The sequence below is a fragment of the Burkholderia dolosa genome (assembly GCF_902499135.1).
GTDB classification, from domain to species: domain Bacteria; phylum Pseudomonadota; class Gammaproteobacteria; order Burkholderiales; family Burkholderiaceae; genus Burkholderia; species Burkholderia dolosa.
In genome coordinates, this window is record NZ_CABVPR010000046.1 from 1 (window position 1) to 20,823 (window position 20,823).

Below are 20,823 nucleotides of genomic sequence, written 5' to 3' on the forward strand. Positions count from 1 at the left end.
GGGCGCGGGCAGCGCGGCCGTGCCGCTCGCCGGATGCTCGTGCGCGTTGACGAGGCGGCGCACGTCGCGGTCGGCGGCAGTCGGCGGTGCGCTGACGACGCTCGGCCGGCGGCGGCGCTCGGCCGCGGCGAGCCGCTCCTTCTGTTCTTCGGGCAATTGCTGGTACGCCTTCCACGCGCGCTCGCGCGCCTGCGCGGACAGTTCCTTCGCGCTCTGGTAGTTTTCGCGCGCGACGCGGCGCTGCTCAGGCGTCATCCGGACCCATTCGGACATGCGCTCGTGCAGGCGCTTTTGCGCGTCGGGCGTCAACTTCGCGAAACGCGACGCGATCTTCAGCCATTTGCGCTTGCGAGCGTCGCTGAAGCTGTCCCACTGATCGGCGAACGGCGCGAGCGCCGCGTGCTGGGCCGGCGTGAGCCGCGCCCACGACAGCGGCCCGCTGGCGGCCGGCAACGGCAGCGGAAGCGGCGCGAGATCGGCGGTAAGCCCGATTGCCGCCGACGATGGCGCGGGCGCGCTGGGCGCCGCGGCGGGCGGCGTCGCGGGGAGCGGGTGGAATCGCGGATACGTGGCGACGTACGAAACGGCGATCGCGATCACGCATCCGAAAAATACGGCCAGGCCGCGCTTCTGACTCACCCGTGCGATCCCCTCGTTCTTGTCGGTTAGCGAGCGTGCGAAAGATACGCGTTGAACCCGTGATCGAGATACGCGTTGAGCGGCAGGTCGTCGCTGAGCATTGCCGCGTCGATGTCGGCGAGTTCGGCGGTGCGCTGCATGTCTTCCCAGTAAGCGATGCCGACGAGCCCGACGAGCAGCAGCGCGAGCGGCCATGCGCGCAGCACGCGGCGCGCGAACGACGCCTTCGGACGGCTCGTGTGGGCCGGCCCGTACGCGCCGGCCGCGCCCGCGAGGGCGGGCACGAACACCGGCGCGCTCGCGGCCTCGGGCTTCTTGCGCGCGAGCGCGGCCCGGCGCGCGGCGGCCAGACGATCGGTGGTCGCGGCAGGCAGCGCGGCGGCACGTTCGTCGAGCGCGCGGCGTACCTTCAGCGCGAATTCGAGTTCTCGGTTTGCGGGAGCGGAGCTCATAGCGTGATTCCTTTGGCCTTGAGCGCTTGCGCCAGGGTGTGGGTGGCTCGCGAGCAGTGCGTCTTGACGCTGCCTTCGGAGCAGCCCATCGCGGCGGCAGTCTCGGCGACATCCATATCTTCCCAGTAACGCATCAGGAACGCTTCCCGTTGACGCGCCGGGAGTTTCTGGATTTCCTCGTCGATCAGCGCGAGCACCTGCTCGCGTTCGAGGCGATGCTCGCTGCTCTCGACGCCCGCGTTGTCGTCCGACGATTCGAGCGTTTCGAGCGGATCGAAATCGTCGTCGTCCGTGCTGTTCAGCGACGAGAACAGCGTGACCCACGTATTGCGGACCTTCTGCCGCCGGAACCAGTCGTGGATCGCGTTCTGCAGGATCCGCTGAAAAAGCAGCGGCAGCTCGGCCGCCGGCCTGTCGCCGTATTTCTCCGCCAGCTTGATCATCGCGTCCTGCACGATGTCGAGGGACGCATCGTCGTCCCGTACCGCGTACGCAGCCTGCTTGAACGCGCGCCTTTCGACGCCCGCCAGAAAGTCGGCGAGTTCCTTGTCTGATGCCATTCCGTAAAGGTATGCGCTGCGGACTGCGGCGTGTGAAAGGTCGAAAAATTTCGTAAAACCCGCGGATGCTAACAAATTTTCGCGCGGGTTGGGATCGGGACGGGGGCCGCGCGCGGCATGCGGGCCGTGTGCGCACGGCGCTTCACGGCGCCCATGATGCGCTGCGGGATATTTTGCTTGACGGCCCAGTCACGACCCGCTATCGTCGGCGGTTCGCAACATGAAGTGATGGTCTCATTTGAGGCTGGCCCAAGAAGCCCGCCCTTCAACTGGACGCGCCGCTTGAACCCGAGCCACAAGCCCGGCAGAGAGCACCCGATCAATTTTTTGCCGAAAATTCGAAAGGTCAAAATGAACATGCCCAGCGCGGAATTCTCCACGTCGGAACCCCTTTCCCCTCCCGATAGCGACTCCATCGGCGCCACCGTGCTCATGAAGGCACTGGCCGACGAGAACGTCGAATTCATCTGGGGCTATCCCGGCGGCTCGGTTCTCTACATTTACGACGAGCTTTACAAGCAGGACAAGATTCAGCACGTGCTGGTGCGCCACGAACAGGCGGCCGTGCACGCGGCCGACGCGTATGCGCGTTCCACCGGCAAGGTCGGCGTGTGCCTCGTGACGTCGGGCCCCGGCGTCACGAACGCGGTGACCGGCATCGCGACCGCATACATGGATTCGATCCCGATGGTCGTGATCAGCGGCCAGGTGCCCACCGCCGCGATCGGCCAGGACGCGTTCCAGGAATGCGACACGGTCGGCATCACGCGTCCGTGCGTGAAGCACAACTTCCTCGTGAAGGATGTGCGCGAACTCGCGGAGACCGTCAAGAAGGCGTTCTACATCGCGCGCACCGGCCGTCCCGGCCCGGTGCTGATCGACATCCCGAAGGACGTGTCGAAGACGCCGTGCCAGTACGAGCCGGTCAAGAGCGTGTCGCTGCGCTCGTACAACCCGGTCACGAAGGGCCACTCGGGCCAGATCCGCAAGGCGGTGTCGCTGCTGCTGTCGGCGAAGCGGCCGTACATCTACACGGGCGGCGGGATCATTCTCGCCGACGCGTCGCGCGAGCTGAACCAGTTCGCGGATCTGCTCGGCTACCCGGTCACGAACACGCTGATGGGCCTCGGCGGCTATCGCGCGTCGGACAAGAAATTCCTCGGCATGCTCGGCATGCACGGCACCTACGAAGCGAACATGGCGATGCAGCACTGCGACGTGCTGATCGCGATCGGTGCGCGCTTCGACGACCGCGTGATCGGCGATCCGGCGCACTTCGCGTCGCGTCCGCGCAAGATCATCCACATCGACATCGACCCGTCGTCGATCTCGAAGCGCGTGAAGGTCGACATCCCGATCGTCGGCGACGTGAAGGAAGTGCTGAAGGAACTGATCGAACAGCTGCAGACGGCCGAGCACGGCCCCGATACCGAAGCGCTCGCGCAGTGGTGGAAGGACATCGAGAGCTGGCGCGCGAAGGATTGCCTGAAGTACGACCGCGACAGCGAGATCATCAAGCCGCAATACGTGGTCGAGAAGGCGTGGGAGCTGACCGACGGCAACGCGTTCGTGTGTTCGGACGTCGGCCAGCATCAGATGTGGGCCGCGCAGTTCTACCGCTTCAACAAGCCGCGCCGCTGGATCAATTCCGGCGGACTCGGCACGATGGGCTTCGGCCTGCCGGCCGCGATGGGCGTCAAGATGGCGCACCCGGACGACGACGTGCTGTGCATCACGGGCGAAGGCTCGATCCAGATGTGCATCCAGGAACTGTCGACGTGCCTGCAGTACGACACGCCGGTCAAGATCATTTCGCTGAACAACCGCTACCTCGGCATGGTCCGCCAGTGGCAGCAGATCGAATACAGCAAGCGCTATTCGCATTCGTACATGGATGCGCTGCCCGATTTCGTGAAGCTCGCCGAAGCGTACGGCCACGTCGGGATGCGGATCGAAAAGACTTCGGATGTGGAGCCGGCGCTGAAGGAAGCGCTGCGCCTGAAGGACCGCACCGTGTTTCTCGACTTCCAGACCGATCCGACCGAAAACGTCTGGCCGATGGTACAGGCCGGCAAGGGCATCACCGAGATGCTGCTCGGATCGGAAGATCTGTAACGGCGCGACGCGCGCACCGCGCGAGGCGGCCGCCTTCACGAAGGGCGGGGCTGGCCACGCGGCGGGCGCGCGGCGCGAGTGAATCGACACGGACACATTCTGGAAGAAGCGAACATGAGACACATCATTTCCGTCCTGCTGGAAAACGAACCGGGCGCGCTGTCGCGCGTGGTCGGTCTGTTTTCCGCACGCGGCTACAACATCGAAACCTTGACGGTGGCGCCGACCGAAGACCAATCGCTGTCGCGGCTCACCATCGTTTCCATCGGCTCCGACGACGTGATCGAACAGATCACGAAGCATCTGAACCGCCTGATCGAGGTGGTGAAAGTGGTGGACCTGACCGACGGTGCACACATCGAACGCGAGCTGATGCTGATCAAGGTCCGTGCAGTGGGCAAGGAGCGCGAAGAAATGAAGCGGATGTCGGATATTTTCCGCGGCCGCATCATCGACGTGACCGAAAAGACCTACACGATCGAATTGACGGGCGCGAGCGACAAGCTCGACGCATTCATCCAGGGGCTGGACGCGGGCGCGATCCTCGAGACCGTGCGCACCGGCAGCTCGGGCATCGGACGCGGCGAGCGCATCCTGAAGGTGTGATGCCGAAAAAGGCACGCCGGGTGCGCCGTCATGTCCCGGCCCGCAGTACCCTCCGAACGAATTGTTGAATTTTTGAATTAGCGAAGGAACCATCATGAACGTTTTCTACGACAAAGACGCCGACCTCTCCCTGATCAAGGGCAAGCAAGTCACGATCATCGGCTACGGCTCGCAAGGCCACGCACACGCGTTGAACCTGAAGGACAGCGGCGTGAACGTGACGGTCGGTCTGCGCAAGGGCGGCGCGTCGTGGAGCAAGGCCGAGAACGCCGGCCTCGCAGTGAAGGAAGTCGCGGAAGCGGTGAAGGGCGCGGACGTCGTGATGATGCTGCTGCCCGACGAGCAGATCGCCGACGTCTACGCGAAGGAAGTGCACGCGAACATCAAGCAGGGCGCGGCGCTCGCGTTCGCGCACGGCTTCAACGTCCACTACGGCCAGGTGATCCCGCGTGCGGACCTCGACGTGATCATGATCGCGCCGAAGGCGCCGGGCCACACCGTGCGCGGCACGTACTCGCAGGGCGGCGGCGTGCCGCACCTGATCGCGGTTGCGCAGAACAAGTCGGGCGCGGCGCGCGACATCGCGCTGTCGTACGCGGCGGCGAACGGCGGCGGCCGTGCGGGCATCATCGAGACGAACTTCCGTGAAGAAACCGAAACCGACCTGTTCGGCGAGCAGGCCGTGCTGTGCGGCGGTACGGTCGAGCTGATCAAGGCCGGCTTCGAGACGCTGGTCGAAGCGGGCTACGCGCCGGAAATGGCGTACTTCGAATGCCTGCACGAACTGAAGCTGATCGTCGACCTGATCTACGAAGGCGGCATCGCGAACATGAACTACTCGATCTCGAACAACGCCGAGTACGGCGAGTACGTGACCGGCCCGCGCGTCGTCACTGAAGAGACGAAGAAGGCGATGAAGCAGTGCCTGACCGACATCCAGACGGGCGAATACGCGAAGAGCTTCATTCTGGAAAACAAGGCGGGCGCACCGACGCTGCAGTCGCGTCGCCGCCTGACGGCCGAGCACCAGATCGAGCAGGTCGGCGCGAAGCTGCGCGCGATGATGCCGTGGATCGCGAAGAACAAGCTCGTCGACCAGACGAAGAACTAAGCGCCGTGCGCCGTTCCGGCCCTTCGGATGAAGGGTCGGCATCAAAAAGCCGCCCGAAGGCAGCAGTGCCCCGGGCGGCTTTTGCTATCCTACGGGCTTTGCAATTCACCGAACACAGAACGAATCCATGAACTATCCTCATCCGATCATCGCGCGCGAAGGCTGGCCGTTCATCGCGATTGCAGCCGTCATCGCGCTGTTGATCCATGCCGTCGGGGGCTTCGGCTTCGCGTGGCCGTTCTGGCTGCTGGTCGTCTTCGTCGTGCAGTTCTTCCGCGACCCGCAGCGCCCGATCCCGGCGCAGCCGAATGCGGTGCTGTGCCCGGCCGACGGCCGCATCGTCGCGGTCGAAACCGCGCACGATCCGTACGCGAATCGCGAAGCGCTGAAGATCAGCGTGTTCATGAACGTATTCAACGTCCATTCGCAGCGTTCGCCGGTCGACGGCGCCGTCACGAAGGTCGAGTATTTCCCCGGCGCGTTCCTGAACGCGGCGGTCGACAAGGCGTCGACCGACAACGAGCGCAATGCGGTCGTGATCCAGACGGCGAGCGGCAAGACGGTCACCGCCGTGCAGATCGCCGGCCTGATCGCACGCCGGATCCTCTGCTACGTGCGGGCCGGCGAACCGCTGTCGCGCGGCCAGCGCTACGGGTTCATCCGCTTCGGTTCGCGCGTCGACGTGTATCTGCCGCTCGGCAGCCGCGCGAAGGTGTCGATCGGCGAGAAGGTGTTCGCGTCGTCGACGATCCTTGCCGAGCTCGAACAGTAAACGGCGAGGCGCACGATGGCCGCATTCAAACCGCGCCGGCCGCGCAGCGGCTCCAACCAGCCGCCGCGTCCGTTTCGCCGCAGCAAGGTGATCGCGCCCGAGCCGGGCCCGATCGAAAGCCGCCGCGCTGCGCGTCAGCGCTTTCTGAAGACGCGCGGCATCTATCTGCTGCCGAACGCGTTCACGACCGCCGCGCTGTTCTGCGGTTTCTTCGCGGTCGTGCAGGCGATGAACGTGCGCTTCGAGATCGCCGCGATCGCGATCTTCGTCGCGATGGTGCTCGACGGGATGGACGGACGCGTCGCGCGCATGACGCACACGCAGAGCGCGTTCGGCGAACAGTTCGACAGCTTGTCCGACATGGTGTCGTTCGGCGTCGCGCCCGCGCTCGTGATGTACGAGTGGGTGCTGAAGGATCTCGGCCGCTGGGGCTGGCTCGCCGCGTTCGTCTATTGTTCGGGCGCCGCGCTGCGCCTCGCGCGTTTCAATACGAACATCGGCGTGGTCGACAAGCGCTTCTTCCAGGGGCTGCCGAGCCCGGCCGCCGCTGCGCTGATCGCCGGCTTCGTGTGGCTCGCGACCGACAACCGCGTGCCGATGAAGCTCGGCTGGCTGCCGTGGGTCGCGTTTGCGCTGACGATCTACGCAGGCGTGACGATGGTGTCGAATGCGCCGTTCTACAGCGGCAAGGCGCTCGACGTGCGGCACCGCGTGCCGTTCGCGGCGATCCTGCTGGTCGTCGTCGCGTTCGTGCTGGTGTCGTCCGACCCGCCGCTGATGCTGTTCTGCCTGTTCGTGCTGTACGGGCTGTCCGGCTACGTGTTCTGGGCGTACATGGCCGTGCGCGGGCGCGCGAATCCGGCGCGCTCGTCGCAGCGCGAGCACTGACCCGTTGCGCTTCCCGGAAACGGCGGCCGCGGGCCGCCGTTTTTATTCGTCCCTTTTTGCATCGTGCGGCGCGGAAACCGGGGTGCCGTCCGATTGCGCGTGCGCCGGAATGCCGCTATAGTCGTCGGCATGACTGCATTTTCCCGCCTCTCCCTCCTTCTAGCCGGTGCGCCGCTACGCGCGCTAGCTTCGGCGCGCCTGCCGCGCTGACCGTTCTCGCCCTCCGTCAAGCTTCGTCTGTTGTTGAGCGTCGCCAGCGGTGGCGCGATCTCGTTACGTTTGACTTCCGTATAAAGAGCCCTGGAGCCCCCCATGACCGACAAGCTGATCATTTTCGATACGACGTTGCGTGACGGCGAGCAATCGCCCGGCGCGTCGATGACGAAGGAAGAGAAAATCCGCATCGCGAAGCATCTTGAGCGGATGAAGGTCGATGTGATCGAGGCGGGTTTCGCGGCCAGCTCGAACGGCGACTTCGACGCGATCCACACGATCGCCGGTCTCGTGAAGGACAGCACGATCTGTTCGCTCGCGCGCGCCAACGACAAGGACATCCAGCGCGCGGCCGACGCGCTGAAGCCGGCCGAGAGCTTCCGGATCCACACGTTCATCGCGACGTCGCCGCTGCACATGGAGAAGAAGCTGCGGATGACGCCCGATCAGGTGTTCGAGCAGGCGCGCCTCGCGGTGCGTTTCGCGCGCAAGTTCACGGACAACGTCGAGTTCTCGCCCGAAGACGGCAGCCGCTCCGACATGGATTTCCTGTGCCGCGTGCTCGAAGCCGTGATCGCCGAAGGCGCGACGACGATCAACATCGCGGACACGGTCGGCTACGGCGTGCCGGAACTGTACGGCAATCTCGTGAAGACGCTGCGCGAGCGCATTCCGAACTCCGACAAGGCGATCTTCTCCGTGCACTGCCACAACGACCTCGGGATGGCGGTGGCGAACTCGCTGGCCGGCGTGAAGATCGGTGGCGCGCGTCAGGTCGAATGTACGATCAACGGTCTCGGCGAGCGCGCAGGCAACACGTCGCTCGAAGAAATCGTGATGGCCGTGAAGACGCGCAAGGACTATTTCGGCCTCGACGTCGGCATCGATACGACGCAGATCGTGCCGACGTCGAAGCTCGTGTCGCAGATCACCGGTTTCGTCGTGCAGCCGAACAAGGCGGTGGTCGGCGCGAACGCGTTTGCGCATGCATCCGGCATTCACCAGGACGGCGTGCTGAAGGCGCGCGACACGTACGAGATCATGCGCGCGGAAGACGTGGGCTGGACCGCGAACAAGATCGTGCTCGGCAAGCTGTCGGGCCGCAACGCGTTCAAGCAGCGCCTGCAAGAGCTCGGCGTGTCGCTCGACAGCGAAGCCGAGCTGAACGCCGCCTTCATGCGCTTCAAGGATCTCGCCGATCGCAAGGCGGAGATCTTCGACGAGGACATCATCGCGATCGTGTCCGAGGAGTCGGCGCTCGCGCAGGAGCAGGAACACTTCAAGTTCGTGTCGCTGTCGCAGCATTCGGAAACCGGCGAACAGCCGCACGCGAAGGTCGTGTTCTCGGTCGAGGGCGAGGAAGTCGTCGGCGAAGCGCGCGGCAACGGTCCGGTCGACGCGACGCTGAACGCGATCGAGAGCGAAGTCGGCAGCGGTTCGGAGCTGCTGCTGTATTCGGTGAACGCGATCACGACGGGCACGCAGGCGCAGGGCGAAGTCACCGTTCGCTTGTCGAAGAGCGGTCGGATCGTCAACGGCGTCGGCACCGATCCTGACATCGTCGCGGCTTCGGCGAAGGCGTATATCTCCGCGCTGAACAAGCTGCATTCGAAGGACGACAAGCTCAATCCGCAGCGCGCGTAAGCCGGCGCATCGTCGAAACGCCCCGTGCGGCCGCGTGCCGCACGGGGCTTTTTTACGCTTCGCTCATTCCGCGGCCGGCATGCGGAACAGCCAGCGGCGCGCAGCCGGGCGCGATGTCGGGCTGCGTCGCCGGAACTCGACCGAGATGCCGCGCTGCGGCGCATCGGCAATGAATGCGTCCAGCAGTTCGAGCACGTCGTGATCGATGTAGTCGGCGCGCGTCGCATCGATGATCACGGCCGCACGATCCGGAATGTGGCGCAGGTGATGCTTGACCTGTACCTTGCCGAGGAACGACACATCCTTGCGGAACGACAGCAGGAAGTGATCGTCGTGCTGCGCGAGCGTGACGGGGCTCTTCAGGTTGGCTGCGGCGACCGCGAGCACGCTGCACGCGAGGCCGAGCGCGATCCCGAACAGCAGGTCGACGGCGAGCACGCCGGCGATCGTCGCGGCGAACGGCACGAACGCGGCCGGGCCTTGCTTCATCACCGAACGGAACAGCGCCGGCTTCGCGAGTTTGACACCCGTGTGGATCAGGATCGCAGCGAGGCTCGCGAGCGGAATCAGGTTGATCAGGCCGGTGAGCGCAAACACGCTCGCGAGCAGCAGGATCCCGTGCACGATCGCCGACATCCGGCTTTGCGCGCCTGCATTCACGTTCGCCGAACTGCGCACGATCACCGACGTGATCGGCAGGCCGCCGATCGCGCCCGCGACGAAGTTGCCGACGCCTTGCGCCTTCAGTTCGCGGTCGGGCTGCGTCGGTCGGCGCTTCGGATCGATCTGCTCGACCGCTTCGAGACTCAGCAACGTTTCGAGGCTCGCGACGACGGCGAGCGTGATCGCGACGCGCCATACGTCCGGATTGACGAGCTGCGCGAAGTTCGGGCCGGGGTCCGCAAACGTCAGCGACTCGGTGAAGGCTCCCAGCGATCCGAGGTCGGGCAGCATCACCAGATGGGCAGCACCGGGCGCGGCCGACGGCACGATCGCGCGGAGCACGAGCGTCGCGCCGATCCCGAGTACGACGACGGCGAGCGGCGCCGGCACCGCGCGCACCCATGCGAAGCGCCGCAGCGCCGGCGTGTCACATGCGATCAGCAGCGCGAGCGACGCGAGTGCGATCGCGGTTGCGGCCCACGCGGTCGGCTGGTCTTGCCACGACGCAAACGATTGCGAGGCCGCGCCGCCGATACCGAGCGCGAACGGAATCTGTTTCACGATCAGCAGCAACCCGATCGCGGCGAGCATGCCTTTGATCACGGGCGACGGCACGTACGCGGCGAAGCGGCCGGCGCGCAGCATGCCGAAGATGAACTGCAGGACGCCGGACAGCAGGACCGCGACGAGGAACGCGGAGAAGCTGCCGAGCTGCGCGATCCCTTCGACGACGATCACGACGAGACCGGCGGCGGGCCCGCTGACGGATAGCGACGAGCCGCTCAGCAGCGCGACGACGATGCCGCCGACGATGCCGGATACGAGCCCGGCGAACGGTTCGACGCCGGACGCGTTCGCGATGCCGAGACAGAGCGGCAGCGCGACGAGGAACACGACGGTGCCGGCGACGATGTCGCGCGGCAGGGTGGAGAGGCGCTCGTTCAGTTTCATGGTTGGGGCGATTGCGTTGGCGTAAGGATGGGGTGCGCGTCAGCCGACGGCAGCGAGCCTGGCGACTGCGGGCGCATGTTCGGGTTCGGTGTCGGCGGCCGATGGCGCGTAGCCGGAGTCGAGCTCCTTCAGCCGGCCGTCGGCGAGCGAAAAGATCCAGCCGTGGACGAGCGGCGGCCGCTCGCGGTCGCGCACGATCGGCGACGCGCGCAACTGCCGCACCTGTTCGAGCACGTTCAGCTCCGCGAGGCGATCGGCGGCAGCCGTGTCGTCGAGCCCGGCCAGTGTGTCGCGATGGCGCCGCGCGAGCGCGCAGAGCGGCGCAATGCGGCGTGCAACGTGCGGCAGATCCGATGGAGGCGGCAGCAGCGACGCGCGCACGCCGCCGCACCCATAGTGGCCGCACACGATCACGTGATCGACCTTGAGCACGCGCACCGCATATTCGAGCACGCTCGCGGAATTGTCGTCGTCGGGTTGAAACAGGTTCGCGATGTTGCGATGGACGAACAGCTCGCCCGGGACGCTATGCGTGATGGTTTCGGCGGGCACGCGGCTGTCGGAACAGCCGATCCACAACACGCGCGGGTTCTGGCCACGCGCGAGTGCATCGAAGAAATCGGGCGTGCGTTCGCGCGTCTCGCGGGCCCAGGCGATGTTGGCAACCAGCATGCTCTTGGGGCGGTTCATAAGGACTCCTCTTTCATAAGGGCAAAGCAATATCGGCCGAAGGGATGCAATAGGATGCTTTCTAAATTGAAAGGTTCAATTTCGACTGATATTAGGGGTATGCCCTAGCTTTCTGTTTAGATGAAACACTTTGTTTCAAATTGCGTTCAGACGGTGCATTGCGCGCACCAATTGAACGCATGACATGCATTGCAGAGACTTCTTTTCGCCCGGAGCCGCGCGGGACGTCGGTTTCGCGCATATTGCGACACGGCACCCGCGGATCGGAAAAGACTTCCGACTCAATGCGCGAATTAATTGAATAGCGAGAAAAAATGAAATGGCCGGTCGCGCAATAATGCGTGACCGGCCATTGCGAAATTGCGTGGAAATTACGCGACCGCTCAGAACAGATTGCGGCGGTCAGGATCGTGCAGCGGATCCGGCGTTTTCTGCGTGGTGCGCAGGATGCCCTGCGGATCGAAATAGAAGCTGTACATCATGTACCAGACGTTGTCCTCGAGGTACCGGTAGGTCCACACCTCGCGCTTCATCAACGGAAAGTACGCAGTCTCCACCGGACGCCCGAAATTGACGAGCACGTCGGTCTTCGTCCACTTCCCGATCTCCGCACGATAGAACTCGCTCGGCTGCAGCACCTGACGCACGCTGACGATTCGGTCCTTCGCGTCAACGTCGGCGGCGATGGTGATTTCTCCCATCGGCTGCGTCGGCCACATCAGCCGCTTGCCGCCGCCGGGCAGATCGTAGACCTCGCGCGGCGGCCCCATGCGCGCGACGATTGCCGACGAGTCCTGGCCCGCCTGATATTGCTGCCACGGTTGCGCGCAACCGGCCAGCAGCGCCGCCGCGCAGGCGAGCAGCACCGGCAGGCGCGCGGGAATGCGAATACGCATGAGACTCTCCACAACACACGAACACCGGAGTTGTATCACGGAGCGTGCCCGGCCGGACATGGCAGCCGAAAAATCGGTCCGGATCGGCGGTCGCGCGCGGCGCTTGCAGGCCCGCGCGCCGCCGGCCTATGATCCGCGCTTCTCGACAGATCGTTGGCAGGTGACCGATGCAGTGGTGGAAGCGATGCGCGCTCGCGCTGGGCGCGGCAGGGACGTGGATGCTCGCGTCGTCCGCATTCGCGGCGGGCGAGCCGGTGCGGATCGCGCTGATCGAAGGGATGTCGGGCCCGTTCGCGAATGCCGGTGCCGCCGTCGAGCGCAATCTCTGGTTCGGCATCGAGCAGGTCAACGCCGCCGGCGGCGTGAAGCTGCGCGACGGCGCGCATCCGCTCGAACTGGTCGTGCTCGACAGCAAGGGCAGCCCCGAAGAAGCGCTCGTGCAACTGCGCACGGCGGCGGACCGGCACATCGGTTTCGTCGCGCAGGGCAACAGTTCGGCCGTCGCGGCCGCGCTGGTCGCGGCCCTCGACAAGCTGAACGCGCGCAATCCGGACAGCCGGATGCTGTTTCTGAACTATTCGGCGGACGATCCCGCGCTGACCGGCGCGCGCTGCAGCTTCTGGCATTTCCGTTTCGATGCGCACGCCGGCATGCGGATGGCCGCGCTCGCGGACGTGATGGCCCGGGATCGCGCGCTGCACAAGGTCTATCTGCTGAACCAGGACTACAGCTTCGGTCACGACGTCAGCGCGCTCGCGCGGCAGGCGCTGGGCGCGCGGCGGCCCGACGTGGCGATCGTCGGCGACGAATTCCATCCGATCGGCCGGATCAAGGATTTCTCGCCGTACGTTGCGAAAATCCGGGCGAGCGGCGCGGACGCCGTCGTGACCGGCAACTGGGGCAACGACCTGACGCTGCTCGTGAAAGCGGCGCGCGAGCAGGGGCTGAACGCGAAGTTCTACACGTTCTACGGCAATAGCCTCGGCGCGCCGGCTGCGCTCGGCGATGCGGGCGTCGGCCGTGTCGTCGCGGTCGCCGACTGGCACCCGAACGCGGGCGGTGCAAAGTCGGACGCGTTCTACCGTGCGTTCCGAACCCGTTTTCCGGCCGCGCAGGACGACTATCCGGTCCGCCGGATGAGCCTGATGATCGAGATGCTGGCGGCCGCGATGAACCGGGCGGGCTCGGCCGACCCGGTCGCAGTCGGCCGGGCGCTCGAAGGGCTGTCGTTCGACGACGGTTTTCATGCATCGAAGATGCGTGCGCAGGACCACCAACTGATTCAGCCCCTTTACGTGATGGAAATGGACAAGGCCGGCGCGCCCGGCGTGCGCTTCGACAACGAGGGCTCCGGCTACGGCTTCCGGACGGTGCTCGCGCTGCCTGCGCAGCGCACCGAAATGCCGTCCACGTGCTCGATGACGCGCCCGTGACGGAGTCGGTAGGAACGACGCGGAGTTGTGCTACAATGCCGGCCGGTTGTAAGTCACGGCACGGCCATTCTTCCGTGTCCGCCTGTTCAGTTAGAAAGGAAATCAAATGTCTGTTGCAGATATCAAGAAGTCGGAAGTCGTTGCTCAGTTCGCACGCGGTGCCAACGACACGGGTTCGCCCGAAGTGCAGGTCGCGCTGCTGACCGCACGCATCGTCGAACTGACGGGTCACTTCAAGACCCACGCGAAGGATCACCACAGCCGCCGCGGCCTGCTGCGCATGGTGAGCCGCCGCCGCAAGCTGCTCGACTACCTCAAGGGCAAGGATGCCGACCGTTACCGCGCGCTGATCGAGAAGCTGGGTCTGCGTAAGTAATCGAGGCGATTGCCGCCAGCAAGATGCCTGTGTCAGTCCGCTGATACAGGCATTTTGTTTTTGCGCGGTGCGTAGCGTCACGCGCACCGCAGGCGGTTCGGTACGTTCGTGCCGCACTGCCGGAACGGCTGATACCGGGGTCGGGATTTGTGTCATTCCAGCGCGCCGCTCGACGAGCGCTGCGCTGGAATGGCATAAAAAACACACCTTGCTCCGGGTGATTCGGTCGGGACGCCGCCGCACGGCATCGCCGGTGCGGCGAAAGATATGCATGAATTCAAAGGAGCAACCATGTCCATGTTCAACAAGGTCGTGAAGGAATTCCAGTGGGGCCAGCACAAGGTGCGCCTCGAAACCGGTGAAATCGCGCGCCAGGCAAGCGGCGCCGTGATCGTCGACGTCGAAGACACCGTCGTGCTGGCGACCGTCGTCGGCGCGAAGTCGGCGAAGCCCGGTCAGGACTTCTTCCCGCTGACCGTCGACTACATCGAAAAGACCTATTCGGCCGGCAAGATTCCCGGCGGTTTCTTCCGCCGCGAAGGCCGTCCGTCCGAGCACGAGACGCTGACGTCGCGCCTGATCGACCGTCCGCTGCGCCCGCTGTTCCCGGAAGGGTTCTACAACGAAGTGCAAGTCGTGATCCACGTGCTGTCCGTGAATCCGGAAATCCCGGCGGACATCCCTGCGCTGATCGGCGCATCGGCCGCACTCGCCGTGTCGGGCCTGCCGTTCAACGGCCCGGTCGGTGCCGCGCGCGTCGCATACGTGAACGACCAGTACGTGCTGAACCCGACCCGCGAGCAGCTGAAGGCGTCGCGCCTCGATCTCGTCGTCGCCGGCACCGAGCGTGCGGTGCTGATGGTCGAATCGGAAGCCGATCAGCTGCCCGAAGACGTGATGCTCGGCGCGGTCGTGTTCGGCCATGAGCAGATGCAGACGGCGATCGACGCGATCCACGAACTCGTGCGCGACGGCGGCAAGCCCGAGTGGGACTGGCAGCCGGCGCCGAAGGACGAGGCGCTGATCGCGCGCGTGACCGAACTCGCGCAGCCGGAACTGCTCGCCGCTTACCAGATCCGCGACAAGCAGGCGCGTTCGACGAAGCTGAAGGAAGTGTACACAGCGACGTCCGCGAAGCTGGAAGAGGAAGCGCTGGCGGCCGGCACGGTCGCGGCCGACAAGGCGACGGTCGGCAACATCCTGTTCGACCTCGAAGCGAAGATCGTTCGCGGCCAGATCCTGAGCGGCGAGCCGCGCATCGACGGCCGCGACACGCGCACCGTGCGTCCGATCGAGATCCGCACCGGCGTGCTGCCGCGCACGCACGGCTCCGCGCTGTTCACGCGCGGCGAAACGCAGGCGCTCGTCGTCGCGACGCTCGGCACGAAGGGTGACGAGCAGATCATCGACGCGCTCGAAGGCGAGTATCGCGACCGCTTCATGCTTCACTACAACATGCCGCCGTTCGCGACCGGCGAAACGGGCCGCGTCGGTTCGCCGAAGCGCCGCGAAATCGGTCACGGCCGCCTCGCGAAGCGCGCGCTGGTCGCGTGCCTGCCGAGCGCCGAGGAATTCGGCTATTCGATCCGCGTCGTGTCGGAAATCACCGAATCGAACGGCTCGTCGTCGATGGCGTCGGTGTGCGGCGGCTGCCTCGCGCTGATGGACGCCGGCGTGCCGATGAAGGCGCACGTCGCCGGCATCGCGATGGGCCTGATCCTCGAAGGCAACAAGTTCGCGGTGCTGACCGACATCCTCGGCGACGAAGATCACCTCGGCGACATGGACTTCAAGGTGGCCGGTACCGAGCAGGGCGTGACCGCGCTGCAGATGGACATCAAGATCCAGGGCATCACGAAGGAAATCATGCAGGTCGCGCTCGCGCAGGCGAAGGAAGGCCGCATGCACATCCTTCGCAAGATGACGGAAGCCGTATCCGGTGCGAACACGCAGCTGTCGGAGTTCGCGCCGCGCATGATCACGATCAAGATCAACCCGGAAAAGATCCGCGACGTGATCGGCAAGGGCGGTTCGGTGATTCGCGCGCTGACGGAAGAAACCGGCACGACGATCGACATTTCCGACGACGGCGTCGTGACGATCGCGAGCACGAACAGCGAAGGCATGGCGGAAGCGAAGAAGCGCATCGAGAACATCACGGCCGAGATCGAAGTCGGCCAGGTGTACGAAGGCACGGTGCTCAAGCTGCTCGACTTCGGCGCGATCGTGAACCTGCTGCCGGGCAAGGACGGCCTGCTGCACATCTCGGAAATCGTCAATGAACGCGTGAAGGACATCAACGACTACCTGAAGGAAGGTCAGCAGGTGAAGGTCAAGGTGATCCAGACGGACGAGAAGGGTCGCGTGCGTCTGTCGGCGAAGGCGCTGCTGAACGAAGCAGCGGCGGCGCAGACCGATACGCCGCCGCAGCAGTAAGCGGACAGGCGTCAGAACGGCCGGCAGTGCGAAAGCGCGCCGGCCGTTTTTTCTGTAGCATCCTTGTGCGGCGCAGCAGCGCCGGCGACACGCCCGTGCCGCGCGCGGGCGCGCCATCCGATTCCGATTCTGGAGCGATCCCATGAAAGCCATCGAAATCACCGAGTTCGGCGCCCCGGACGTGCTGAAGCTCGCCGAGCGCCCGCGTCCCGATCCGCAGCGCGGCGAAGTGCTGATCCGCGTGACGGCGTCCGGCGTGAACCGGCCCGACGTGTTCCAGCGCAAGGGTGCCTACGCGCCGCCGCCGGGCGCGTCAGATCTGCCGGGGCTCGAAGTCGCGGGCGAAATCGTCGGCGGCGACCTGTCCGACGCCGCGCTCAATCCGTTCGGATTGAAGCTCGGCGACCGCGTCTGTGCGCTGCTGGCGGGCGGCGGCTATGCCGAGTATGCAGTTGCTCCGCTGCCGCAGTGTCTCCCGGTGCCCGACGGGCTCACCGACATCGAGGCCGCGTCGCTGCCCGAAACGTTCTTCACGGTCTGGAGCAACGTGTTCGACCGCGCGCAACTCGGCGCGGGCGAAGGCGGCGAGCACGAGACGCTGCTCGTGCAGGGCGGCTCGAGCGGCATCGGCGTGACGGCGATCCAGATCGCGCATGCGCTCGGCTTTCGCGTATTCGCGACGGCCGGCTCCGCGGAAAAGTGCCGCGCGTGCGAATCGCTCGGCGCGGAACGCGCGATCAACTACAAGACCGAGGATTTCGTCGAAGTCGTCAAATCGCTGACGCAGGATCGCGGTGTCGACGTGATCCTCGACATGGTCGCCGGCTCGTACGTGCCGCGCGAGCTGTCCGCGCTCGCGGACGGCGGCCGTCTCGTGCTGATCGCGCTGCTTGGCGGCGCGAAAGCCGAGGTCAATCTGAACGACATTCTGCGTCGACGGCTGACCGTGACCGGCTCGACGCTGCGCCCGCGCCCGATCGAATTCAAGGCGCGCATCGCCGCGCAGCTGAACGCGCGCGTGTGGCCGTTAATCGCCGAGGGCCGCATCAAGCCGGTGATCTATCAGGTGCTGCCGGCGGCGGAGGCCGCGCAGGCGCATGCGCTGATGGAAAGCAGCGAGCACATCGGCAAGATCGTGCTCGATTGGGGCGCGAACGCGTGACCGTGCTGCAGCGGGGTTGACATCCGCGGTTTGACCGGTTCAAGCCGCGCGCAGTAAAATCGCGGGTTTGCTTCGCCAGATCAAACCTGACGGCCGGTTTCCGGCACGTCGATGACGAGACAGACACGATGTCGAAACAGAGAACAAAGCGGGTGATCGGCAACTGGAAGATGCATGGCCGGCTGGCCGGCAATCAGGCGTTGCTGAATGAAGTGGTGCACGGCGCGAGCACGGTGCCGGCGCAGACGTCGATCGGCGTGTGCGTGCCGTTCCCGTATCTCGCGCAAGCTCAGGCGCAACTCGGCGGCGGTCGTGTTGCGTGGGGTGCGCAGGACGTGTCGGCGCACGAGCAGGGCGCGTTCACCGGCGAAGTGGCGGCCGCGATGGTGGCGGAATTCGGTGCGCGCTATGCGATCGTCGGGCACTCCGAGCGTCGCGCGTATCACGGCGAGCGCAACGAAACGGTCGCCGCGAAGGCGCAGCGCGCGCTGGCGGCCGGCCTCACGCCGGTCGTGTGCGTCGGCGAGACGCTCGACGAGCGTGAGTCCGGTGCGACCGAGCAGGTGGTCGGTGCGCAACTGGATGCGGTACTCGCCGTGCTGACGGCCGACGAGGCTGCGCGGATCGTCGTCGCGTATGAGCCCGTGTGGGCGATCGGCACGGGCAAGAGTGCGACGTCCGCGCAGGCGCAGGCCGTGCATGCGTTCCTGCGGGCGCGTCTCGCGGCGAAGGGCGCGGCCGACGTTTCGGTGCTGTACGGCGGCAGCGTGAAGCCGGACAACGCGGAAGAGCTGTTCGCACAGCCTGATATCGATGGCGGCCTGATCGGCGGCGCATCGCTGAAGGCGGAAGATTTCCTGGCGATCTGCCGGGCCGCGCGCTGAGCGGTCCGGGATCGAATTGAACCATGACGGCGGCCGGTCGCTCCGGTCGCCCGATCCAATCGGGTGGATGTGATGCTGTTATTCAAAACGCTGATTATTGTCGTGCAGGTGCTGGCTGCGTTGGGTGTGATCGGTCTCGTGCTGCTGCAGCACGGCAAGGGTGCCGACATGGGCGCCGCGTTCGGAAGCGGCGCGTCGGGCAGCCTGTTCGGTGCGACCGGCTCGGCGAACTTCCTGTCGCGCACGACGGCGGTGCTGGCTGCGATTTTCTTCATCGCGACGCTCGCATTGACGTACCTCGGCTCGTACAAGTCGACGCCGTCGGCAGGCGTGCTCGGCGCGGTCGCGACCGCGCCGTCGTCGGCGCCCGCGGCGTCGGCGCCGGCCGTTGCCGCGTCCGCTGCCGCGGCGTCGGCGGCAAGCGCGCCGGGCCAGGACGTCCCGAAATAAAAGATTAAAATTTTTGCGGTTGTGCGTTGAACAATTCCGGAACTCGGGTTAGAATTTAATTCTTGAAGCGATTCGCGGGAAACGAGCAGTACGACCCGAGTTGCATGCAGTGCCGACGTGGTGAAATTGGTAGACACGCTATCTTGAGGGGGTAGTGGCGAAAGCTGTGCGAGTTCGAGTCTCGCCGTCGGCACCACAGTTACTCAATGCCAGCCGCTTCTAGTGGCTGGCATTTTTCATTTGTGGGGTGCGCTTGCGATCGTCTTGCGATCGCTTGGACTCCGAAATGATCCCTTCCTCCGGATAGTGGTATTCTCCGGACGCTCAGAACCAACCGATAGAGGATTGCCTTGAACCTCGCAGCCTATTACCCCGTCTTGTTGTTCCTTCTCGTGGGCACTGGTTTAGGTATAGCGCTGGTCGGCATCGGCAAGCTCCTGGGTCCCAACAAGCCGGACGTCGACAAGAACGCCCCGTACGAGTGCGGCTTCGAGGCGTTCGAAGACGCCCGGATGAAGTTCGACGTCCGGTACTACCTCGTCGCCATCCTGTTCATCATCTTCGATCTCGAAACCGCGTTCCTGTTTCCGTGGGGCGTCGCGCTCCGGGACATCGGCTGGCCCGGTTTCATCGCAATGATGATTTTTCTGCTCGAATTCCTGCTGGGCTTTGCCTATATCTGGAAGAAAGGCGGGCTCGACTGGGAGTGATGGATTAATCGCCGGTTTGCATGGGCGGCCGAGCTCGGTCGTCCGTCTGGAGTGGAAAGCAAATGAGTATCGAAGGGGTCTTGAAGGAAGGGTTTGTCACCACGACGGCTGACAAGCTGATCAACTGGACGCGTACCGGCTCCTTGTGGCCGATGACGTTCGGGCTCGCGTGTTGCGCCGTCGAGATGATGCATGCGGGCGCGGCCCGTTACGATCTCGACCGGTTCGGCGTCGTGTTCCGCCCGAGTCCGCGTCAGTCGGACGTGATGATCGTCGCCGGCACGCTGTGCAACAAGATGGCGCCGGCACTGCGCCGCGTGTACGACCAGATGGCCGAGCCGCGCTGGGTGATCTCGATGGGCTCGTGCGCGAACGGCGGCGGCTACTACCACTACTCGTACTCGGTGGTGCGCGGCTGCGACCGGATCGTGCCGGTCGACGTCTACGTGCCGGGTTGTCCGCCCACGGCCGAGGCGCTGGTCTACGGCGTGATCCAGCTTCAGGCGAAGATCCGTCGGACCAACACCATCGCCCGTCAATAAAGCCCCGAGCGTCCCCTCAATATGGCAAGCAAAATCGAGACCCTGAAGGCCAACCTCGAAGCCGCGCTCGGCGCGCGCGTGGTGAGCCTCACCGAAGCGATCGGTGAACTGACGCTCGTCGTGAAGGCGAGCGATTACCTCGACGTCGCAAAGACGCTGCGCGACGATCCGAAGCTGCGCTTCGAACAGCTGATCGATCTGTGCGGCGTCGACTATCAGACTTACGGCGACGGCGCCTACGACGGCCCGCGCTTCGCGGCCGTCACGCATCTGCTGTCGATCACGAACAACTGGCGCCTGCGCCTGCGCGTGTTTGCACCGGACGACGATCTGCCGATCGTTGCATCGCTCGTCGACGTGTGGTCGTCCGCGAACTGGTACGAGCGCGAAGCGTTCGACCTGTACGGCCTCGTGTTCGAAGGTCACCCCGATCTGCGCCGCATCCTCACCGACTACGGTTTCATCGGCCATCCGTTCCGCAAGGACTTCCCGGTGTCCGGCTACGTCGAAATGCGTTACGACCCGGAAGAGAAGCGGGTCGTCTACCAGCCGGTGACGATCGAGCCGCGCGAAATCACGCCGCGCGTGATCCGCGAGGATCGCTATGGCGGTCTGAAACATTAAGAGGGC

General features: G+C 65.2%; 22 protein-coding genes and 1 tRNA gene. 16 read left to right on the forward strand and 7 right to left on the reverse strand.

Annotated elements, in window-relative coordinates; genetic code table 11:
• The 4 genes from BUB20358_RS19525 to BUB20358_RS19540 form a co-directional block, all read right to left on the reverse strand.
• A partial coding sequence (locus BUB20358_RS19525; protein WP_174905103.1) for a DUF3106 domain-containing protein occupies positions 1-639 on the reverse strand: 639 nt, incomplete at its 3' end.
• 26 nt (positions 640-665) lie between these two features.
• A complete protein-coding gene (locus BUB20358_RS19530) occupies positions 666-1,091 on the reverse strand; it encodes a DUF3619 family protein (RefSeq protein ID WP_006763821.1) in 426 nt (141 codons plus the stop codon).
• Positions 1,088-1,651, reverse strand: a complete 564-nt coding sequence (locus BUB20358_RS19535; RefSeq protein WP_006763822.1) for an RNA polymerase sigma factor — start codon at positions 1,649-1,651, stop codon at positions 1,088-1,090. Before BUB20358_RS19535 ends, BUB20358_RS19530 begins: the two co-directional genes overlap by 4 nt.
• 68 nt (positions 1,652-1,719) lie before the next feature.
• A complete protein-coding gene (locus BUB20358_RS19540; RefSeq protein WP_162487090.1) occupies positions 1,720-2,118 on the reverse strand; it encodes a hypothetical protein in 399 nt (132 codons plus the stop codon).
• On the opposite strand from BUB20358_RS19540, the gene BUB20358_RS19545 reads away from it, so the two are divergent.
• The 6 genes from BUB20358_RS19545 to BUB20358_RS19570 all read left to right on the forward strand — a co-directional run bounded on the left by BUB20358_RS19545 (position 2,003) and on the right by BUB20358_RS19570 (position 9,000).
• Positions 2,003-3,766, forward strand: a complete 1,764-nt coding sequence (locus BUB20358_RS19545) for an acetolactate synthase 3 catalytic subunit (RefSeq protein ID WP_006763823.1) — start codon at positions 2,003-2,005, stop codon at positions 3,764-3,766. The genes BUB20358_RS19540 and BUB20358_RS19545 overlap by 116 nt on opposite strands.
• Before the next feature lie 114 nt (positions 3,767-3,880).
• Positions 3,881-4,372, forward strand: coding sequence for an acetolactate synthase small subunit (ilvN, locus tag BUB20358_RS19550; protein ID WP_006398781.1), 492 nt, complete (start codon positions 3,881-3,883; stop codon positions 4,370-4,372).
• Positions 4,373-4,466: 94 nt separating this feature from the next.
• A complete protein-coding gene (gene ilvC, locus BUB20358_RS19555) occupies positions 4,467-5,483 on the forward strand; it encodes a ketol-acid reductoisomerase (protein WP_006415560.1) in 1,017 nt (338 codons plus the stop codon).
• A gap of 127 nt (positions 5,484-5,610) precedes the next feature.
• On the forward strand, positions 5,611-6,255 hold the full coding sequence (locus tag BUB20358_RS19560; RefSeq protein ID WP_006763824.1) for a phosphatidylserine decarboxylase: 645 nt from the start codon (positions 5,611-5,613) through the stop codon (positions 6,253-6,255).
• A gap of 15 nt (positions 6,256-6,270) precedes the next feature.
• On the forward strand, positions 6,271-7,143 hold the full coding sequence (gene pssA, locus BUB20358_RS19565; protein WP_006763825.1) for a CDP-diacylglycerol--serine O-phosphatidyltransferase: 873 nt from the start codon (positions 6,271-6,273) through the stop codon (positions 7,141-7,143).
• Positions 7,144-7,455: 312 nt separating this feature from the next.
• On the forward strand, positions 7,456-9,000 hold the full coding sequence (locus BUB20358_RS19570) for a 2-isopropylmalate synthase (protein ID WP_006763826.1): 1,545 nt from the start codon (positions 7,456-7,458) through the stop codon (positions 8,998-9,000).
• A 63-nt stretch (positions 9,001-9,063) separates the two neighbouring features.
• Here BUB20358_RS19570 and BUB20358_RS19575 read toward each other — a convergent pair whose 3' ends face one another.
• The 3 genes from BUB20358_RS19575 to BUB20358_RS19585 all read right to left on the reverse strand — a co-directional run bounded on the left by BUB20358_RS19575 (position 9,064) and on the right by BUB20358_RS19585 (position 12,200).
• Complete coding sequence (locus BUB20358_RS19575; protein ID WP_006763827.1) at positions 9,064-10,614, reverse strand: SulP family inorganic anion transporter; 1,551 nt, start codon at positions 10,612-10,614, stop codon at positions 9,064-9,066.
• 39 nt (positions 10,615-10,653) lie between these two features.
• Positions 10,654-11,304 (reverse strand): carbonic anhydrase, encoded by a 651-nt coding sequence (locus tag BUB20358_RS19580; RefSeq protein ID WP_006763828.1) that lies wholly within the window; start codon positions 11,302-11,304, stop codon positions 10,654-10,656.
• A 383-nt stretch (positions 11,305-11,687) separates the two neighbouring features.
• Entirely contained in the window at positions 11,688-12,200 is a 513-nt protein-coding gene (locus tag BUB20358_RS19585; RefSeq protein ID WP_035972040.1) for a hypothetical protein, read from the reverse strand.
• Between the two features lie 167 nt (positions 12,201-12,367).
• On the opposite strand from BUB20358_RS19585, the gene BUB20358_RS19590 reads away from it, so the two are divergent.
• From BUB20358_RS19590 to BUB20358_RS19635, 10 genes are all read left to right on the forward strand, one after another.
• Positions 12,368-13,633: a branched-chain amino acid ABC transporter substrate-binding protein gene (locus BUB20358_RS19590; protein ID WP_006763830.1), complete on the forward strand. Its 1,266-nt coding sequence runs from the start codon at positions 12,368-12,370 to the stop codon at positions 13,631-13,633.
• Between the two features lie 106 nt (positions 13,634-13,739).
• Positions 13,740-14,009: a 30S ribosomal protein S15 gene (gene rpsO, locus BUB20358_RS19595; protein ID WP_006763831.1), complete on the forward strand. Its 270-nt coding sequence runs from the start codon at positions 13,740-13,742 to the stop codon at positions 14,007-14,009.
• Between the two features lie 291 nt (positions 14,010-14,300).
• Positions 14,301-16,445, forward strand: coding sequence for a polyribonucleotide nucleotidyltransferase (gene pnp, locus BUB20358_RS19600; protein ID WP_035972042.1), 2,145 nt, complete (start codon positions 14,301-14,303; stop codon positions 16,443-16,445).
• A 142-nt stretch (positions 16,446-16,587) separates the two neighbouring features.
• Entirely contained in the window at positions 16,588-17,607 is a 1,020-nt protein-coding gene (locus tag BUB20358_RS19605; RefSeq protein WP_006763833.1) for an NAD(P)H-quinone oxidoreductase, read from the forward strand.
• 128 nt (positions 17,608-17,735) lie between these two features.
• Positions 17,736-18,491 (forward strand): triose-phosphate isomerase, encoded by a 756-nt coding sequence (gene tpiA / locus BUB20358_RS19610; protein ID WP_006763834.1) that lies wholly within the window; start codon positions 17,736-17,738, stop codon positions 18,489-18,491.
• A 72-nt stretch (positions 18,492-18,563) separates the two neighbouring features.
• Positions 18,564-18,941 carry a preprotein translocase subunit SecG gene (gene secG, locus BUB20358_RS19615; RefSeq protein ID WP_035972043.1) on the forward strand — a complete coding sequence of 126 codons (378 nt, stop codon included), beginning with the start codon at positions 18,564-18,566 and terminating at the stop codon, positions 18,939-18,941.
• Between the two features lie 111 nt (positions 18,942-19,052).
• Positions 19,053-19,137, forward strand: a tRNA-Leu gene (locus BUB20358_RS19620).
• Positions 19,138-19,291: 154 nt separating this feature from the next.
• On the forward strand, positions 19,292-19,651 hold the full coding sequence (locus tag BUB20358_RS19625; protein ID WP_006763835.1) for an NADH-quinone oxidoreductase subunit A: 360 nt from the start codon (positions 19,292-19,294) through the stop codon (positions 19,649-19,651).
• Between the two features lie 62 nt (positions 19,652-19,713).
• A complete protein-coding gene (locus tag BUB20358_RS19630) occupies positions 19,714-20,193 on the forward strand; it encodes a NuoB/complex I 20 kDa subunit family protein (RefSeq protein ID WP_006398799.1) in 480 nt (159 codons plus the stop codon).
• Positions 20,194-20,214: 21 nt separating this feature from the next.
• Positions 20,215-20,817 carry an NADH-quinone oxidoreductase subunit C gene (locus tag BUB20358_RS19635; RefSeq protein ID WP_006763837.1) on the forward strand — a complete coding sequence of 201 codons (603 nt, stop codon included), beginning with the start codon at positions 20,215-20,217 and terminating at the stop codon, positions 20,815-20,817.
• The last annotated feature ends 6 nt before the right edge of the window (positions 20,818-20,823 follow it).

Excerpts from the sequence above, each read along its gene's own strand:
- BUB20358_RS19635 (WP_006763837.1), top strand. The coding sequence starts at position 20,215 with ATGGCAAGCAAAATCGAGACCCTGAAGGCCAACCTCGAAGCCGCGCTC.
- secG (WP_035972043.1), top strand. The coding sequence starts at position 18,564 with ATGCTGTTATTCAAAACGCTGATTATTGTCGTGCAGGTGCTGGCTGCG.
- BUB20358_RS19535 (WP_006763822.1), bottom strand. The coding sequence starts at position 1,651 with ATGGCATCAGACAAGGAACTCGCCGACTTTCTGGCGGGCGTCGAAAGG.
- pssA (WP_006763825.1), top strand. The coding sequence starts at position 6,271 with ATGGCCGCATTCAAACCGCGCCGGCCGCGCAGCGGCTCCAACCAGCCG.
- BUB20358_RS19545 (WP_006763823.1), top strand. The coding sequence starts at position 2,003 with ATGAACATGCCCAGCGCGGAATTCTCCACGTCGGAACCCCTTTCCCCT.
- pnp (WP_035972042.1), top strand. The coding sequence starts at position 14,301 with ATGTCCATGTTCAACAAGGTCGTGAAGGAATTCCAGTGGGGCCAGCAC.
- BUB20358_RS19605 (WP_006763833.1), top strand. The coding sequence starts at position 16,588 with ATGAAAGCCATCGAAATCACCGAGTTCGGCGCCCCGGACGTGCTGAAG.
- BUB20358_RS19575 (WP_006763827.1), bottom strand. The coding sequence starts at position 10,614 with ATGAAACTGAACGAGCGCCTCTCCACCCTGCCGCGCGACATCGTCGCC.
- tpiA (WP_006763834.1), top strand. The coding sequence starts at position 17,736 with ATGTCGAAACAGAGAACAAAGCGGGTGATCGGCAACTGGAAGATGCAT.
- BUB20358_RS19530 (WP_006763821.1), bottom strand. The coding sequence starts at position 1,091 with ATGAGCTCCGCTCCCGCAAACCGAGAACTCGAATTCGCGCTGAAGGTA.
- BUB20358_RS19540 (WP_162487090.1), bottom strand. The coding sequence starts at position 2,118 with ATGAATTCGACGTTCTCGTCGGCCAGTGCCTTCATGAGCACGGTGGCG.
- BUB20358_RS19585 (WP_035972040.1), bottom strand. The coding sequence starts at position 12,200 with ATGCGTATTCGCATTCCCGCGCGCCTGCCGGTGCTGCTCGCCTGCGCG.
- BUB20358_RS19560 (WP_006763824.1), top strand. The coding sequence starts at position 5,611 with ATGAACTATCCTCATCCGATCATCGCGCGCGAAGGCTGGCCGTTCATC.
- rpsO (WP_006763831.1), top strand. The coding sequence starts at position 13,740 with ATGTCTGTTGCAGATATCAAGAAGTCGGAAGTCGTTGCTCAGTTCGCA.
- ilvC (WP_006415560.1), top strand. The coding sequence starts at position 4,467 with ATGAACGTTTTCTACGACAAAGACGCCGACCTCTCCCTGATCAAGGGC.
- BUB20358_RS19590 (WP_006763830.1), top strand. The coding sequence starts at position 12,368 with ATGCAGTGGTGGAAGCGATGCGCGCTCGCGCTGGGCGCGGCAGGGACG.
- ilvN (WP_006398781.1), top strand. The coding sequence starts at position 3,881 with ATGAGACACATCATTTCCGTCCTGCTGGAAAACGAACCGGGCGCGCTG.
- BUB20358_RS19570 (WP_006763826.1), top strand. The coding sequence starts at position 7,456 with ATGACCGACAAGCTGATCATTTTCGATACGACGTTGCGTGACGGCGAG.
- BUB20358_RS19580 (WP_006763828.1), bottom strand. The coding sequence starts at position 11,304 with ATGAACCGCCCCAAGAGCATGCTGGTTGCCAACATCGCCTGGGCCCGC.
- BUB20358_RS19630 (WP_006398799.1), top strand. The coding sequence starts at position 19,714 with ATGAGTATCGAAGGGGTCTTGAAGGAAGGGTTTGTCACCACGACGGCT.